Here is a 17,245-nt window from a genome sequence, read left to right as displayed (position 1 = left end):
ATGAGTTTAGGTCACTGAACTGAATTATAGTCGGTTAGAAATGATTTTTAACCTGGAAGCGCCACTCCCAGCTATTGACCTCTTCTCCGGAGGTGAAAGGCACACTGAAGTCGATATGAGCCACGTTGCCATAGCTTGAGCGGGATGAGTAAATTCGAGCACCGATACCTAAGCTGCCAATGGGACCGGAGACTTCATTATGTTCATCCGGGCCACCAAACGCCTGACCTACATCGACAAAAGCGGCCCAGCCTAGCTCTGCGAGTTGGTAGAGGTTAATATTTGGATAGTTGCGGATCTCTGTCGTCAATAACCATTGATTATCACCATGTTGATAATCATTGGGATAGCCTCTGAGCCCGGTGTCATCACCCAGGGCGAAGGTCTGATCAAGATAGTTATTCTTTGAGGTGCTGATCCTTGTTTTTGTGTATGCGGTCCACTTAGGATTTATCTGATAGAAGTATTCGGCCGATGCATTGAGCCGGTAGAAATCATCCTGACTGGTGGCTAAGGCAGCCGTCCCGTCGAATGCCAATAGAAGCAACTCTTCTTCATCTTGATAGCCACGAGTCGTTTTCCAGTTTATATGGTAACCCGGGGATGAACTGCTATCGGTATCATTGGTCTCTAAGCCAAACTTCAGATAGTGGTGCCAGCCTAAGTTAAAGTCTTCGTTGTAATTTATCAGGTGAACATTGTTGAGGACGGTATAATCATCCTGAAGAAACTCATAGGCGACCCAAGGATAAAGAAAGTCTCTGTCTTGAGGAAGCTCCGAGTCCGGGTAGGTGTCGAGATGAGAGAATTCATTTTTATTTTGAGTTATACCCGTGATAATTCGAGATCTGGCATTATCGTTTTTTGATATGCGCCAGCCATATTTAATCTCAAAATAGTCTTGTTTGTGCTCAAATTCATTGATATCCATTCCATTCTGTTTAAGGGTATCGTTACGTAGTTCGTCTACATAAGTAACGGAATAGCTATCTTTGGTATCTAAGGTATAAAAGGGTTTGTTAAAATAAAACTGTGTCGCCTGGCCATCACTGTTGTCTTGAAAGCTGACAGCGACTTTAGAGTGTTTGATGACGTTATCCAGTGGCGCCTCGAAGGCAAGCTTGTAGCCGGTTCTATCGGCGTCAGATTTATACTTTAACCTTGTTCTTATGCCATATCCCAGCAGGTTATCTTCTTTTATTCCAATCGAAAACTTACTCTCTCCTCCACTACGTCCCACGCTAAAGGTTGGGAGCAATGACCAGTTATCCCAGGTTTCTACCAATACTGTTTCACCTTCAGCGGGAGTATCGGCCTGTGGGTCTCTCTCAGAGAAGCTGATTTTAGCATCTCGTATATAGGGCTCTGCTCTTAAGTTTCTCTGTGCTTCTTCCAGATCTTTTAGGCTAATACGACTGCCTTCTGAGAAGGTGAGCTTATTTAAGATCACCGTCTCTCTGGTATTGATATGCAGGTAGTTGGCCCAGCGGTGAATGAAAAAACTATCGGGATCTGATTCATCGAAAATGGGGTTGCTGGTGACAACTATCTTACTCAGCTTTTTTTTCCAGGTTAGCTCACCTTGCTTCGAATTTACCTCTTCTCCCCAACTAGCCGTAGAGGCTAAAAGGCTGGCAATGAAAAGAGATAGATACGACTTATTACCCTGCATAGGTTCGCCTTATATGAGTACCTTTCGATTGACTGATGAGGAAGTGAACATTTTCCTTACAATTTAATAACACACTCCAGTGGTGAGTTAGTCAAGAAAAAAAGGAAAATAAGTGGATGATTTTACTTAAGCAAATGCAGATGTAGCGGTGATGCTTTTCGGGAAAAAACATCACCATTACAGAGTTGTTCGCTAGTATAGATGGGTTTTATAGCGTTCTTCGCGGTGAAACCGCGACGTTAGCAAAAATTAATCCGGCGACGAGTGACATAAATATCAGGAAAATCTGGCTACCAATGTGTGACTGGTTAAGCATAGTTTCGCCTAAGATAAGCGTGTTCAGTCCAATATAAGTTTTACTACCCGGAACTAAAATAACGATACCCTGTAGTAGGGCGATAGAAGCGGGGGCTTTCATCCAGCGTGCAAACAGGTTTGAGTAGACGCCCACGGCGAATGCGCCAAAGAAGATGCCGATAGAGTCACCTAAGTAGATGCCGCCCAGCATAGATGAGAAGAAGGCGACGATGCCTGCGAGTACTCCCCAGGGAGAGTCTTTCATGCGGGCCTTAAATATAATCACTAGTGCCATCGAGAGGATTGGCACTGCAGACCAGATGGCGACTTGTGGTACCGGCTCGGGTTCAAAGTAGATGGCTTCACCAAATATCGCCTTGCCAACCACCATGCCGAAAATCGCCCCAAAATAGAGCTTAAACAGCAGCATGCACGCATCCATGACACGGGCCGTCCCGGATATCAGATCTCTGGCGGCGAGCTCAGCTAAGCCTAAGGTGAGCGCGAGGCCGGGAACAAAGATAATGATGCCGGATAAGATCACCACAGGGAGGTTGATATGGGGATCAAGTTGAGCGATGCCACTGGCGATTATGGCACATAGGATAGCTGCTAAGGGTTCGAGCATTTCGGCCATACGTTTAGAACGTTCGGCGCGATAGACCAGCCCATAGACCATGAAGCCAAGCAGGGCAGACCAGAAAACATCGTTCCAGCTCGTTCCCATAAGCATGGCAAAGGCTCCTGCCGAGCTGCCAAAAGCCAGTAAAGTTAACAGTGGACCATAGGCATTGGGTTTATTGGCTATCTCGTCCAGTCGTTCTAAGGCTTCCTGAAGAGTGCGTTTACCGGAGACTAACTCTTCGACCAGTTCATCGGTACGCGCCAGAGCGCCGAGATCTAATTCACCTGGCTTTACCCTGGCTACATGGTTGTACTCTTGATCGGTATCGTGTTGCAGCACGAAGGTCATGGCGGTGGGAGAGATAAGAAAATAGCCCTCGAGCCCCAATAATTCAGAGACGGCTTGAAGGTGAGCTTCCAGCCGGTAAGCCGGGGTGCCAAACTTGTGCAGAGACTTGCCTAATTTAATGATAAATCGACGTTTCTCTAGAAATTCTTCGTTGTTCACAAGCAGGGTCCAATGTAGTTTTAGTTTTCGGGAATGCCAAACGAGCGCATATTAACCTAGTTTGTGGGAAAAAGGTTAATCAGATGGAAAATATTTACTTATACCAATCAGTATAAGAAAGTGATCTACTCAGAGTTATTTTTGGCAAACTAATTCAAGGCGAAGTAGGTGATGCAATGGTGATCCCTTGTGAAGCTATTCAACGAAGAAGTAGGCAGCCAAAAAATACTCCTGAAAGGCGAGTTTTAGTGCTTCTGATGCTGCGTTAACGAGCTTAAACGTAGAACAACTATGCTCTTCACTCGCTGCGAGCAACATGGATGTTGCAAATGTCATTTATGCAGGAGCAATTGATGACCTTGCCTCAGAAGCGCTAAACTCTCGCTGAGCGATCACATCTTTATACTGATTGGTATTACTGCCCAGAAGTTGTAATGCTGGGTGAAACTACAATAAAAGGAAGCCTTATGTCAGTTGCCATTTCAGGCCTGTATATCAGTATTACTGCAATTTTAGTCGTCATGTTTGCAATGCGAGTAATTCAACTACGTAGAACGCATAAAATTGGTTTGGGCAGTTCTGGTAATGAAGAGTTAAGGCTGGCTAATCGGGTGCACGCCAATCTAGTGGAAAATGCACCGATAGCCATGATTTTATTGCTGGTGGCAGAACAGAATCATCTACCGGACCTGTTTTTGCATATTCTGGGCATCGTGTGGATCATAAGTCGAATCTTGCATGCGATAGGTTTGACGCAAGGTCGGGGAGGTTATCATCTGGGCCGTTTTTGGGGAGGGTTACTGAGTTGGCTGGTTATACTGAGCCTCGCCGGTATTAACTTAGGCTATTTTTTCTCTAGCTTAGCGTAAGCTAGTACCCTCTATCTGAGTGTGGATAAGCATCCCTACACTTTATAGGGTGAATCAAATTTGAGCCATTTTATCTGAGCATTATTGCTTGGCTGGTTGTTTTTTGTTCGCACTCACCCCCTGTCCCCTGTTATACTCCGCCTCCCTTTCGGGGGCGCGAATGTTTTATCTTTTCCATATTTGATAGTCAGGCTGTAAAACTCATGCAAGTTGAATCCACATTATTTACTTACCCTAAGCACCGCTCTGAGCTGAAGCGTCCTGCTCCTTTTTTACCTATGTCTCGTAAAGAGATGGATAAGCTGGGTTGGGATAGTTGCGACATCATCATAGTGACAGGTGACGCTTACGTGGATCATCCAAGCTTCGGTATGGCGATCATCGGGCGCATGTTGGAAGCTCAGGGTTTTAGAGTGGGGATTATCTCTCAGCCGGATTGGTCTAACAAAAACGACTTTATGAAGCTGGGTAAACCCAACCTCTATTTTGGTGTCACCGCCGGCAATATGGATTCGATGATCAACCGTTACACTGCCGAGCGTCGTATGCGCCATGACGATGCCTATACCGCCGGTGACATTGGTGGAAAGCGCCCCGATCGTGCGGTAACCGTCTATACCCAGCGCTGTAAAGAGGCCTTCAAACAGGTTCCCGTGATCATCGGTGGCATAGAGGCTAGTCTTCGCCGCACCGCTCACTACGATTATTGGTCCGATAAAGTGCGCCGCAGTGTAATATTGGATGCCAAGGCTGACATTCTGGTTTACGGCAATGCCGAGCGCCCTTTGGTAGAGCTCTCCCATCGTCTTGCCGGCGGTGAGCCTATTTCTGAACTGCATGATATCCGTGGTACTACGGTTATTCGTAAAGAGCCCTTACCTGGCTGGAAGGGGGTAGATTCGCGCAAAATAGATCAACTTCATAAGATCGATCCAATCCCGAATCCCTATGGTGCCGATGATGTCGGCTGCAAAAACCTGTCGGGACCAACGGATGAGAAGATATTCGATAACGATGCCCCTAAGGCTATCAGTGTACAGCCACCCAAACCTAAGCCTTGGGAGAAGAGTTATATACAACTTCCAAGTTATGAAAAAGTGGCAGCAGACAAATTTCTCTATGCTCATGCATCCCGAATTTTGCACCAAGAGCAGAATCCTGGCTGCGCCAGAGCGCTGTTTCAGGTTCATGCGGAGCGTGCTGTTTGGGTCAATCCACCGGCGTTACCGTTAAATACCGATGAGATGGATGGAGTGTTTGATCTGGCGTATCAGCGTGTTCCCCATCCTTCATATGGTAAAGAGAATATTCCAGCCTACGACATGATTAAGACCTCTATCAACATCATGCGCGGTTGCTTCGGTGGTTGCTCATTTTGCTCTATTACCGAGCATGAGGGACGGATTATTCAGAGCCGTTCACAAGAGTCGATTGTGAACGAGATCAAAGACATTCAGGGCAAGGTTCCTGGTTTTACCGGGGTGATCTCAGATCTTGGTGGGCCGACGGCCAACATGTATCACTTAGGCTGTAAGAGTGAGAAGGCAGAACAAACCTGTCGCCGACTCTCCTGCATCTTCCCCGATATTTGTGGCCATATGGATACCGACCATCAACCTACTATCGACCTGTATCGGGCGGCGCGAGATCTGCCCGGCATTAAGAAGATCTTAATCGCATCGGGCGTGCGTTATGACCTGGCATCCGAAGACCCTCGTTATGTCAAAGAGCTGGCAACCCATCATGTTGGTGGCTATCTCAAGATTGCTCCGGAGCATACCGAGAAAGGGCCGCTCGATATGATGATGAAACCGGGAATGGGCAGCTATGACAGATTTAAAGAGCTGTTCGATAAATATTCGAAAGAGGCGGGTAAGAAGCAGTACCTTATCCCGTACTTTATCTCGGCTCACCCGGGGACGACCAATGAAGATATGGTGAATCTGGCGCTATGGCTGAAAGGTGAGAAATTCAAGCTGGATCAGGTGCAGAACTTTTATCCATCGCCCATGGCGAACGCGACGACTATCTATCATACCGAGCTGAACTCACTGAAAAATGTGAAGCACACCAGCGAGCAGATAGCGGTGCCTAAAGGTGGACGTCAACGTAAACTGCACAAAGCCCTGCTGCGCTATCATGATCCTGTCGGCTGGCCGATGATCCGTGAGACGCTGATTGAGATGGGCAAAGAGAAGCTTATCGGTAACGGCCCTAACTGTTTAGTGCCGGCAGAGTCCCGCCAAGAGCGTGAAGCGAACCGTAGCAAAGGTAAAGGCGGTGGTGCGGGCAAAGGGGCGAGTACGAATAAAGAGCAAGGGGGCAAGAAAGCCTTTACCCGCTTCTCTGAAGATCAATTTTCCGATCGTAAACCTAAGGGCGGTGCAGGTGCTAAGGGCAAGAGTGACTCATCATCTAAGCAAGGCGCAGGCAAAGCTGGCGCTGGAAAAGGGAGTAGCTCAGGGTCATCAAAGCAACGTCCGGCAAAGAAGAATGTCTGGGGAACCACGCCTAAGCACCAAAGATAGGTCGAGTGATAGCATGATTCGTTTACGGATTATGCTATCTTTATTGCCTTAGTTTTACGTATGGGAAAGTGCTATGAGTGATCTGAATAAGCCAAACAGTGATGATTACAGTGACCATGATTTCTGGCTCAAGGTAAAACAGTTTGCTAAGAAAGCGGGCCGCGAAGTGATAGACAATGCTTTATGCCTCTACTATGCGGCTCAAGGCCCCGATACGCCTAAATGGGCCAAGACGGTGATCTTTGGTGCCTTGGCCTATTTTATTGCCCCTCTCGATGCCATTCCCGATCTGACACCATTTGTAGGATTTACCGACGACCTAGGCGCACTGGCCGCGGCTCTGGCCATGGTTAGCGTATATGTCGATGATGACGTGGAGCAGCAGGCCGCAGAGAAGTCATCCGCCTGGTTCGATTAACCACTATATTCTGACGTTGCCTCGCTGGTGTTAAGGCGATTTGTCGATAAATTGAAACTGGCGCTGAACCGGGTGGATAAGTAAATTGTGGCCGTCCGGCACTTGGCTGGACGACCCGTATTGATGACTTTTATTAAGACAGCTTAAACTGTTCCACGATCAACCTGAGCTGATGGTTTGCGGTGGCCAGATTTACGGTTTCATTGCTGGTGGCTTCACCATTGGTGGAAAGCTCGTTTACCATCTCTCGGATGGCCGACATATTGCGGGTGATCTCGCCCGATACCGAGCTTTGCTCCTCTGCGGCCGTGGCGATCTGGGTGTTGAGGTCATTGATCTGATTGACCGAACTGCCAATGTTATCGAGATCCGATGCGACTCGCTCCGTCGTCTCGGCCGTTTTCAGACAGGTTGTCTTAGTGACGTTCATCGCTGTGATGGCCGCATTCGAGGCTTCTCTCAGCTTTGTGAGAGTCTGTTCGATTTCGGCCGTGCTCGACTGAGTCCTGGCGGCCAGAGCGCGCACCTCATCGGCGACCACCGCAAAACCCCGACCTTGCTCTCCGGCTCTGGCAGCTTCAATCGCGGCATTTAACGCCAGCAGGTTAGTCTGATCGGCTATTTCACCTATCACCTTTAATACCTGAGTGATGTTGACCGTATCTCTGTCTATCTCGGCAATATTGGCGGAGGTATTTTCAACTTCCCTGACCAGCTGTGCGACAGTGTCGGTGGCTTGACCCACGACGGCCTTAGATTCCAGTGTTTGGCTATTGGTGACCTGAGTGAAAGAGGCGGTTTCTGCGCCATTTCTGGCAACATCATTGGCAGTTGCACTCATCTCCTCGATAGCGGCGACGATCTGCTCGGTCTCCGTGGTGTGCGCGGCAAGGATATGGCTGTTGGCTTCGGTTTCTGACCTAAGGCGTTCCACGCTGCTACCGATATGTGTCGATGATTGCAAAACTTCCAACATCATAGATTGTAAATTGGCGATGAATTGGTTGATCCCTTGAGATATCTCTCCCAGATCATCGAGGTTCTTGACCTCCAGTCGACGGGTCAGATCACCATTACCCTTAGACAGATCTGTAACCATCTCCTTGAGCAGTAATATGGGTTTATAGATCACGTATAACACGCTCAATAATACGCTGATAGCCAGCGCCAACATGATCAGAGATGAGATCATGGCATTACTGAGCGCCTTGTCTACGGCCGCATAAGCGACAGACTTTTTCAGGCCGATGAGCAGATACCACTTCTTACCGTTAACCAGATTTATTGCCTTGGAAAACGCGATTTTATCGACACCGTCTAAGGTGTACTCCTGCATAACCTCATCTTGTGACAGCATATTTCGTTCTACTTCGGGTAGGCCAAAATCGGAGAAGTGAGTGCCGGAGATCAGACGTTTGGATTCAGATGCCAGTACCTTACCCGTCTGATCGGTAATTAATACTACGGCGCCGGGGTAATCCACGGCCTTAACCGCATCTGCCAGAAAGGTGAGCTCGATATCGCCGAGGACTACACCGTCACCGAGGTTTTTCAGGATAGAGATGACATCGTGGCCGGTGCCGTCATCGACATAGATATCGGTAACATCCAGGGCTGTGGTGGCTTTGCCTTGTTGGTACCAGGGACGGGTACGCGGATCGTATTGTTCGGGTATAGCTTTACCATCGAGCCACTTGCTGCTGGTTTCCGTCGAGTAGGCCGAACCATCGTCGAAGCCGAAATAGATACGGGCGACGCCGCCAACATCGGTAGAGAGCCGGGCTGCCTGGGCGTAGTTGTCCTTGTAGGTGCCCTGTTGGTAGTGGGCGGCTAGTGCATCGATGGATTTGGCTTTCTCTGTAAACCACTCCTCGATGTTGTTCGATTCATATTTAGCAATACTCCTGAGTTTTTCATTGGTATTGGCTATGGTGCTCTCTTTTAATTCGATATATGAGAGCCAATTTGAGATTAAAAGGCAGAGGGCGACCAGGGTCACCATTGACGCTATCAGCGATTTTCTAAATCCTAACAATTGCTTATCTCCACAACAGTGACAGAAATGAAAAGAGGCCACTAGTAGGCCTCTTTTAGGTGGGTTAGTTCTTTTGCTTTACGGCTCGCTCAATAGCGACTTAGCCTTTCCAATTCAGGTTGAAGTCGTATCTGAAGCCTAAGGTCAACGCTTGATCATCGGCGCGGTTGTCAGAGTTCTTGGCTAAGTACTCTAGGTGAACACGCACATTTGAGATTGGGTTCCACTCAAGGGTCGTGTTGAAGCCATCATAGTCGGCTGATGTGTTGTCTTTGATGCCATCTTTAAACTGGAAGTAACCCAGTTTAACCTTATAGTTTTTAGCAATAGGGTAGGCCAGTGCACTGTCAAATGTGCTGCCACTTCGGTCTTGGCTTAAGGCATCGAAGTTATATTGCTTATCCTGATAGCTGACAGCGACATAGAGGTCATTGCTGAAGCTATAAGCGACAACGCCGCCAATAGTCTGGTCATCGCCTTCGACACCGGCATCGGTCTGTGTGTTTTGGCTGACATAACCTAAGCCAAGGTGTAGTTGGTCTAAATCGTAACCGACACCTAAGTTGACCATATCGGCACCAGTGTCACCGCTATTGCCGTCAACTTGTGCACCTGCCATCAAGGTGAAACCACCTGTGACCAGCTTATAGGTCACGAAGTTATCTACGAAGAATGGGCTTTCATGGTCATAAGCGTATGGGCTGTTACCATGGTTAAAGATATCGACGTACTCGGCAACTAAGGTGTATTGAGCCGGACGTTGCTTACCAATACCTACTTGTCCGTAAGGTGAAGCGATAGCGGCATAGGCTTGACGTGCCTTACCAAAGTTACCTGAGTTGGCAATATCGACGCTCCACTCACCTTGAGCGATAGCGCTCCAGCCATCAGCAAATTCTGTGCTGGCTTTGATGCCGACGCGAGACAGGGCGTCACGAACATCCCAGGTTTTATCCTGATCATCATCCAGGTAGCTAAGGGTTGGACGGATTGAACCGTACAGGCTTACCTGGCTGTTTTTAAACTGTGATGGTGCGGCGTTGTTTTCGAGATTCGCAATGCGCTGCTCTAGAGATTGTGCATCATCGGCATAGGCGTTGTAGCTACATAGACCAACGGCAATAGCCACGAGTGATTTTAGTGTATTCATCGTATTCATCTTCTTTTTTTATTATTCAGGATGCAACCAGCCGCCATCCTCTTGCGGGCAAGAGTCGGTGGGTGCAAAGCTGAATAGTTTTATTGTCAGAGCCTAAGCTCTATTTGAGAATGCTCACCACCATATACAATCGTTGGTGAGCATGAGTTGATACCTGAGAGTCGCCCGTTTACTTCAGTTCGTTGAACCAAAGGTTATGGTGCTGTTTCGCCCAGTTTTCGTCACAGTAGCCAGAGGTCATGTTAGACATGCCACCTTCAGACATGACAGTTGCCATGAAGATGTGTACGACTGAGAAGGCGCTGATGATGATGGTTGAGGCAATGTGCATTACCAGCATCAAATTAGCGGTATTCTTAGTGACGACGAAGGTTTCAGGGAACATCATTGTCAGACCTGAAATCACCATCAGGCCGCCAAACAGTGCAAATACCCAGAACCACAGTTTTTCACCGGCATTGGCAAAGCCCGCATCCGGGTGATGCTTCTTACCTGTATTCAGGTAGCCACCCAATACGGCAAACCACTTCAAGTCATAGCTTGCTGGAATTTGCTTTGGTGCCCACATCAATATCATCAGGATGTAACCTAAGATGAAGGGGAATGCCATTAGCTCATGCAGGCTGCTTGACAGACCGACGAGCGATGTCCAGCTAGATGCATTCATGCTTGGCTCGAAGTAGTGTCGACCGCCCGCTAAGACCAGACCCGTTAGCATTAGCAGGATGCAGGCAATCGCTCCCAGCCAATGCACACTGATACTTAAGCCAGACCAACGTTTGATCATCTTACCCGAGAAGCCGTTATCCAGACGTGAGATACCGTTCACCATGATGAAGATGATAAACAAGGCGATGACGCCAAACAGGCTGGCAAAAACCAGAAATGCGATGCTATCTGTGGCACCTAAGTAACCTAAGACAGTTTCATCTGCCTCTTCCGGTATTGATGCAGGCATCAATAACTCAACTTGTGTTGGCATACCACGCAGTTCTGGGATGTCACCCTCAATAACGTGTTCCTGGATAGTTTGCCACTGCTGAGGCTGCAGTGTTGCAACGTCAGCGGCCATTGCTGCCGTCGAGACAAACAGGCTGATGACAATAAAACTAAACAATCTTATTGCTCTGTTCATTCATAACTCCTTTAGCGATTTTAGGTCGCCTATTCGGTTCTACCCGCCGAATACCTGAGGGGATTGTAGATTCAGGTATCGACGGATATCACCATTTCACTTGGTACATAGTGCGTTAACTTATCTTGTATAAAGTCAACGCATCACTGCATTTGCTGTGTGATCAAAAGGTGCAGTTCGGTAGCAAATTCGCGCCAAAAAGCTTGCTGGGCATGGTTTTTTATCCCTTCACAGAAGGGGGTGATCCATGTGCCAAGATGCTTAGTGAGAAACTCGTCGGCAATGGCCGTGAGTTCCTCGAAGGCCTCGATATTATTTGCCGCTTTCTGCTCACTCGCTAACGCGTGAACACAGTAGAGAAACTCGAGTTCGTTACCGATAAAGTCGGCAGGCTCATTGAATTTTTCATCAATGACCAAGCCAATCTCTTGATAAAACTCGGCGACTCTGACGGTTTCGTCTGTATTCATGACGTGGTTGCCGCTGCGATAAACGCCCTCGTAAGGAGCAACCAGCAACTTATATGGACCGATACACATGCGGTTGAAGTCAAACTCCAATTCCGATGAGTCATCGACAAATTTCTTTGCTTCTGCGAGCAAAGGGCTATCCGGGCGATCCGCTTCGAGATATGCGATCATGCCAGTTAACGCCTCTGTCCCTGAGGGCGAAAAAATCATCGATTTATAGGCAAAGTAAGCCGTTGCCATCGGACCATATTGTGCCGTCATTATGCGCGTTCCTTAATAATCACCATGTTAGGTTTTGTGATGCAATCGCCGTAACCGACACCTTCTTTACTTGCCGAAGGCTTTTTCAACACCTCATCGATGTTTCCGGTTTCAATACACTGCACAGGGCAACCCGTTACGCACGCAGGCTTCATGCCGCGGTCCAGAAGTTCAACACACATGTTGCACTTGTCGGCCTTGCCATCGTCTTCGCGGATGCTGACGGCAGAGTATGGACAGGCGGTGGCACACAGGCCACAACCGGTACATTTCTCACGATCCAGGACCACGATACCGTCATCTCTGACGTGGTAGGCTTTTGCCGGGCAGACCATCAAGCAGGCAGGGTTTTCACAGTGCATGCAAGAGTGAGATAGCCACACATCAATCGCGCCATCTTCGCGTTCTACTTCATAGCGATCGACTTTGCGGAATCTGTGGTTTTCAGGCAGCTCGTTGTGAATTTGACAGGCAACGGTACAGGCACCACAACCAACACAGTTCTCTTGTCTGAAGACAAAGCCCACTTTTTGATTAATTGACATCTTTTACTCCTTAGGCTTTTTCTATCGCGACATTAGTCGAATGGTAGGCAGAGCAGCCGCCCATATCGGTTAACTTGTCGGTGGTGAGGTTGTTGGTACAACTGGCTTTGCCCTGTGGGTCCATGCGACGCCAGTTGTTCTTGGGCGCCATCACGGTGCCGCGGCCAACCTGACTCGAAACCTGTGCGATGAAGAAAGCTTCTCCACGGTGGTTACTGAGTCTGACTCTGTCATTATTCTTAATCCCAAGCTCTTTGGCATCTTCGTTATTGACCTTGGCGAAATATGCCGGGAAGTTACGAATATACTTCACGTTGTAGAAAGAGCTGTTGGCACGTTGAGGGATCGCAGGCGATAACATGCGGAAAGGCAAGTTTTTCTCTTCCGGGATCATCTCATCTTCCGGCAGTCCAAAGTCAAGAACTGGGTGGTAACCTGCGTCAATCATCATCTGAGAATAAAACTCAATCTTGCCACTGTCAGTCTTATACTTGCCATCACCGAAGTAAGGACGTTGATCGTAAACGGTGACGAACTTCTCTTCGATGATCTGCTCGTAAGTGATGTTGTTTTGTCTGAACGCTGGCTCTTCGGTGTCTAAGAAATCACGAAGAATCTGTTCATAATCGACACGCATCTCTGGGTGATGATCTAATCCCATATGAGCGGCTAACTCTTTGAAGAAGATCCAGTTATCTTTAGATTCACCTAAAGGCTCAATCACTTTCTCAGACGTTTGCATGTGGTAACAGTTGTAATCGGTACCCATATCAGGGAACTCGAACTGTGTCGTCGACGGTACGATGATATCTGCTAACTCGGCCGTATCTGTCATCAAGAAATCATGAACGACTAAGAACAGATCGTCACGCATCGCGCCGCGACGACAGGCATTCGAATCTGGCGCAACAGAGACGAAGTTACCATTGTAGTTAATCACCGCCTTGATAGGCTTGATTGGTTTGCCATAGGCAGTCGGGTTAGTCGGGTGAATCGCCTTGGCGATCTCCGTCATGTTCACATGACCTACCGTATCGCCATGTGGATGGATATGATCCGCACGACCCTTAGAGTAGTTTAAGCTGTCATCGGCTTGGGTGTTATCGTAAACGAAACCGTTACCAATCTTACCGTACTGACCCGCAACGGCGTGCATCATCGCGATAGCGCGAGACATACGTGCACCGTTGTAGTTACGCTGCATACCATAACCCAGACGCAGTACAGATAGCTCTGATTCACCGTAGACCTTGGCGAACTTGAACATCTTCTCTCTTGGTACACCTGTGACCTTCTCAATTTCGTCATAGCTCATTTCGGCTATACGTTTAAGCAGGTCCTGGTAACCGATAGTGTTAGCTTCGATAAACTTAGTATCGGCTAAATTGTTTTCAATCAGGTACTTCATGATACCGGTAGCAAGATGGGTATCTGTACTTGGTTTTGGCTGTAACCAGATATCAGCCTGAGACGCGATAGGCGTACGTATTGGGTTCACTACCAATAACTTTGCACCTTTGTCGCGCGCCTGGTTGATGAACTTGATGCCGTGAACGTTAGTTGCCGTTTCGTTCTGACCCCAAGAGATATAACAGTTGGTGTAGATATTGTCGTATGGATCTGGACCTTGGTAAGTACCGGTCACAGATTTAAGACCTTCATAGGCGGCGAATACACAAACCTTACGGTCGAGTTTACGTGCACCAACGGCGTTGAAGAAGCGGCTTGGTCCGCCGTATTTACCGATAACACCTTCATGACCCGAGTAGCTGTATGGCAGAATCGAATCGGCGCCATGTTCTTTGATGATCGTTTTTAAGCGAGCGCTGATCTTTGCATAGGCTTGATCCCATGAAATACGACGCCATTTGCCTTCGCCTTTTTCACCCGCGCGCTCCATCGGATGTAAAATACGGTCTGCTGCATAGGTATACTGTACGTAAGCATGACCCTTAACGCATGGTGAGGTGCCCATCTTCTTCATCTCTGAAGCACCTTCAACATAGGTCATACGGCCATTTTGTACGGTAAATTTAAGTAAGCATCGGTCTGCACAGTTACGCTGACAAGTGTGATATACAATTTTACCTTCACGCTTGAGTAACTTATCAGGCGCGCCGCCACGTTGTTCCGTAGCACTGGCAATGCCGGGCATCAAGCCTGACAGAGAGCCAACAACGGAGCTGGCTCCGACTCCCTGCAGGAATGTGCGTCTGTTAATCTTCATATGTGTTCCCCATCTTGGTAGTGTTAATTCACTACTTATTTTTTATCTGCAAAGTTCGATCATTTTTTATATTTCGAGCAATGTTTGATACCGGTTTCAGACGTAGCTTTAAGTATCATCTCTTGCTTTTTTACTGCTCACATTTACTACTCACATCTATGTGTTTATATTTTAAAGCTCCTTGTTAAAGTGGATCTGCCAGGGAAACAAAGCTGTCAGCTTGCAGGGAGACCAAGCTTTCTTTCCACGGCATAGTTAACTTATTACTCTTCACTTGCGAGTCGCCACTCTCTCTCTAACCCGCAGATGAGCTTTGATTTGACCCAGTTGAAGGCGGCGGAATTATTGGTGTCACCGTGGAGGACATAGTTGCCTATTTCACGGTTTTCCCGGCGACGAATACGACATTTCTGAGCTAATTCCGGGGGCAGTTTGATGTATTGGATCGCTGGGATCATGTTGACAAACTGACGTGTAAACTGATTACAGCTCAGGGTGATGGCATCCGTCTCGCTTAACAGCCTCATGGCCGATGCCAGGCTGTCCGTGTAGCCCTCGACTTCCATGCATAGATCTTGTTCGCGGCATAGGTTCACCAGCAGCGGGCTGCTAAGGTCGTCATAGTTGTCGATCTCCAGGCAGGAGTAGTGGGAGATATTCTCCAGAGTGAGTGCCTGAGTCAGTAGCGGGTGGCCTCGACGCGCCAAGATATAGAGGCTATCGGTTTCGGCGAACATCTCGTAGTTGAGTTTCTTGCCGTTGAACCCCTCGTAGACAACTACGAAATCAATCTCGCCATTGGCAAGTTCGGTGCTGCAATCACGAGTGAGTACACGGACATCGAAGCGTAAGTTAGGTGCTTCCAATAGGATGTCATTGCGTATCACTTTCTGGACGGCGTAGACGAATTCATCGTAAGCGTGAATCGTATACTGGCCTCCTGACTCTGCGGGAGTGAAAACTGAATGCTGCATCTCGATTTCTTGATATTGCTCGACCAGAGCTTTAGCCATGGGAATTAACCGATGGGTTTTCTCGGTTGCAACGAAGCCGGAGCATCGGCGGATAAAGAGTGAGTCATTAAATATATCTCGTAATATTTTTAATGTTCTACTTACGCCGGAAGCTGTCATGCCTAATTCATTCGCAGCTTGGTGATTTTGTCCATGCTCGTATATAGCAATAAATACTTTTAATTGATTGTAATTAAGTTGATCAATTTTATTCATGATGCATGGCTTGTTATTTGTCGGTGTGAGTATCATCTATATATGTTGAGTAGTATTCAGTGTTATATGTCACACTTTTAATATGGGCATTATTAGAACTTTGACGCAACTCCCGAATTGCAGTTATTAATAATTGCAAAAATCAGATGTCGATATTTGCGCTTGAATATTAAGGTATTTGTAAGTTGTTGTTTTGAAAGGTTTAAAACTTATGGTACGAATGTTCTACTTTTACGTATCCTGCTGTTTTATATGAAAAAACAGACTCTCGAGTTAATCATTGATATATGCTGCAAAAATGTTAAGTTTGAAAAAATTTCACCGTTTTTATATTTATTTTTTAGATGTGACCCAGTGCAAGAATAACTATCTAGTTCACAAATACCTTATGCTTTTTTTATTTCAAAGTATTTCAATTTATTTTGTAAATGTGATCTTTATTTAATTGTCACTCTTTAAATATGTCTTGTGTTATATATTAATTCTAGTTACGTGTATTTTAATAATAAGACTTCTATAAATGTATGGAGTAAAGGCGGTCGCTTTTCACTCTCATATTTAAGGGAAATGTATGTTAGATAGACGTTCCATATTAAAAATGGCGGCCGGCGGCGCCATGCTTGCAATCGTACCTAGTGCACAGCTGCAAGCTAAGACTCCAGGAAAACGCTTGGCCATGGTGTTTGATGTGCGCCGCTGTACCGGTTGTTTATCTTGCACCGTATCCTGTGCCATGGAAAATCAGACTGAGGCGGGAAGAGGCAGAACTCGTGTCAATCAGGCCTGTATAGAGCAAGGTGATAGCTTTGTGACTCTGGCCGTACCTAATCAGTGTAATCAATGTGATAACCCAGCCTGTGTATATGTCTGTCCTGTTGGGGCGACTTATAAGCGTGAAGAGGACGGTATCGTGGTTATCGATCACGAAGAGTGTATTCATTGCCAGCTCTGTGTCGATGCCTGTCCTTATGGGGCAAGACGCAAAGATGAAACTTTAGAAACACCTCCGGAGAAATGTAACTTCTGTATTCATCGCGTTTCAGCGGGTCTGCTTCCAGCCTGTGTAGAGACTTGTATCGGTGAGGCCAGAAGCTTCGGCGACCTTAATGATCCGCAGAGTAAGGTTTCTCAGTTAGTCAGAGACAACAAGGTGTATGCCATGCTCTCTGAGTCAGGCACTAAGCCCAATATTTTCTATATCGGTTTACCCGAGCAGACAGACGATCAAGAGATCTTGTCGCTTAACTTTCTCGAATGGCAACGCTAGG

At 47.2% G+C, this 17,245-nt stretch carries 14 protein-coding genes; 4 read left to right on the top strand and 10 right to left on the bottom strand.

Going from position 1 to position 17,245, the window contains the following annotated elements; translation table 11 throughout:
* Window positions 1-34 precede the first annotated feature (34 nt).
* The 3 genes from EKG38_RS20080 to EKG38_RS25260 form a co-directional block, all read right to left on the bottom strand.
* On the bottom strand, window positions 35-1,672 hold the full coding sequence (locus tag EKG38_RS20080) for a BamA/TamA family outer membrane protein (protein ID WP_246033231.1): 1,638 nt from the start codon (window positions 1,670-1,672) through the stop codon (window positions 35-37).
* Window positions 1,673-1,880: 208 nt separating this feature from the next.
* On the bottom strand, window positions 1,881-3,101 hold the full coding sequence (locus EKG38_RS20075) for a threonine/serine exporter family protein (protein WP_126522410.1): 1,221 nt from the start codon (window positions 3,099-3,101) through the stop codon (window positions 1,881-1,883).
* Between the two features lie 195 nt (window positions 3,102-3,296).
* The gene (locus EKG38_RS25260; protein WP_246033230.1) at window positions 3,297-3,437 is read right to left on the bottom strand and encodes a hypothetical protein; all 141 of its coding nucleotides are present in this window, start codon (window positions 3,435-3,437) and stop codon (window positions 3,297-3,299) included.
* A gap of 131 nt (window positions 3,438-3,568) precedes the next feature.
* On the opposite strand from EKG38_RS25260, the gene EKG38_RS20065 reads away from it, so the two are divergent.
* From EKG38_RS20065 to EKG38_RS20055, 3 genes are all read left to right on the top strand, one after another.
* Window positions 3,569-3,970, top strand: coding sequence for an MAPEG family protein (locus EKG38_RS20065; protein ID WP_126522407.1), 402 nt, complete (start codon window positions 3,569-3,571; stop codon window positions 3,968-3,970).
* 203 nt (window positions 3,971-4,173) lie between these two features.
* Window positions 4,174-6,498, top strand: a complete 2,325-nt coding sequence (locus EKG38_RS20060) for a YgiQ family radical SAM protein (protein WP_126522404.1) — start codon at window positions 4,174-4,176, stop codon at window positions 6,496-6,498.
* Between the two features lie 73 nt (window positions 6,499-6,571).
* On the top strand, window positions 6,572-6,916 hold the full coding sequence (locus tag EKG38_RS20055) for a YkvA family protein (protein ID WP_126522401.1): 345 nt from the start codon (window positions 6,572-6,574) through the stop codon (window positions 6,914-6,916).
* 133 nt (window positions 6,917-7,049) lie between these two features.
* On the opposite strand, the gene EKG38_RS20050 is transcribed toward EKG38_RS20055, so the two are convergent.
* The 7 genes from EKG38_RS20050 to EKG38_RS20020 form a co-directional block, all read right to left on the bottom strand.
* Window positions 7,050-8,918, bottom strand: a complete 1,869-nt coding sequence (locus tag EKG38_RS20050; RefSeq protein WP_246033233.1) for a methyl-accepting chemotaxis protein — start codon at window positions 8,916-8,918, stop codon at window positions 7,050-7,052.
* Between the two features lie 133 nt (window positions 8,919-9,051).
* The gene (locus EKG38_RS20045; RefSeq protein WP_126522395.1) at window positions 9,052-10,110 is read right to left on the bottom strand and encodes a porin; all 1,059 of its coding nucleotides are present in this window, start codon (window positions 10,108-10,110) and stop codon (window positions 9,052-9,054) included.
* 169 nt (window positions 10,111-10,279) lie between these two features.
* Window positions 10,280-11,245 (bottom strand): formate dehydrogenase subunit gamma, encoded by a 966-nt coding sequence (locus EKG38_RS20040; RefSeq protein WP_126522393.1) that lies wholly within the window; start codon window positions 11,243-11,245, stop codon window positions 10,280-10,282.
* A 143-nt stretch (window positions 11,246-11,388) separates the two neighbouring features.
* Complete coding sequence (locus tag EKG38_RS20035) at window positions 11,389-11,976, bottom strand: TorD/DmsD family molecular chaperone (protein ID WP_126522390.1); 588 nt, start codon at window positions 11,974-11,976, stop codon at window positions 11,389-11,391.
* Window positions 11,976-12,521 carry a 4Fe-4S dicluster domain-containing protein gene (locus EKG38_RS20030; protein WP_012144545.1) on the bottom strand — a complete coding sequence of 182 codons (546 nt, stop codon included), beginning with the start codon at window positions 12,519-12,521 and terminating at the stop codon, window positions 11,976-11,978. Before EKG38_RS20030 ends, EKG38_RS20035 begins: the two co-directional genes overlap by 1 nt.
* A gap of 10 nt (window positions 12,522-12,531) precedes the next feature.
* Window positions 12,532-14,748 carry a molybdopterin-dependent oxidoreductase gene (locus tag EKG38_RS20025; RefSeq protein WP_126522387.1) on the bottom strand — a complete coding sequence of 739 codons (2,217 nt, stop codon included), beginning with the start codon at window positions 14,746-14,748 and terminating at the stop codon, window positions 12,532-12,534.
* Window positions 14,749-15,011: 263 nt separating this feature from the next.
* Window positions 15,012-15,977: a LysR family transcriptional regulator gene (locus EKG38_RS20020; RefSeq protein WP_126522385.1), complete on the bottom strand. Its 966-nt coding sequence runs from the start codon at window positions 15,975-15,977 to the stop codon at window positions 15,012-15,014.
* A gap of 571 nt (window positions 15,978-16,548) precedes the next feature.
* On the opposite strand from EKG38_RS20020, the gene EKG38_RS20015 reads away from it, so the two are divergent.
* Complete coding sequence (locus tag EKG38_RS20015) at window positions 16,549-17,244, top strand: 4Fe-4S dicluster domain-containing protein (protein WP_126522382.1); 696 nt, start codon at window positions 16,549-16,551, stop codon at window positions 17,242-17,244.
* Window position 17,245 lies beyond the last annotated feature (1 nt).

The organism is Shewanella canadensis, assembly GCF_003966225.1.
GTDB classification, from domain to species: Bacteria; Pseudomonadota; Gammaproteobacteria; order Enterobacterales; family Shewanellaceae; genus Shewanella; species Shewanella canadensis.
This window is presented reverse-complemented; position numbering and strand designations above follow the sequence as displayed.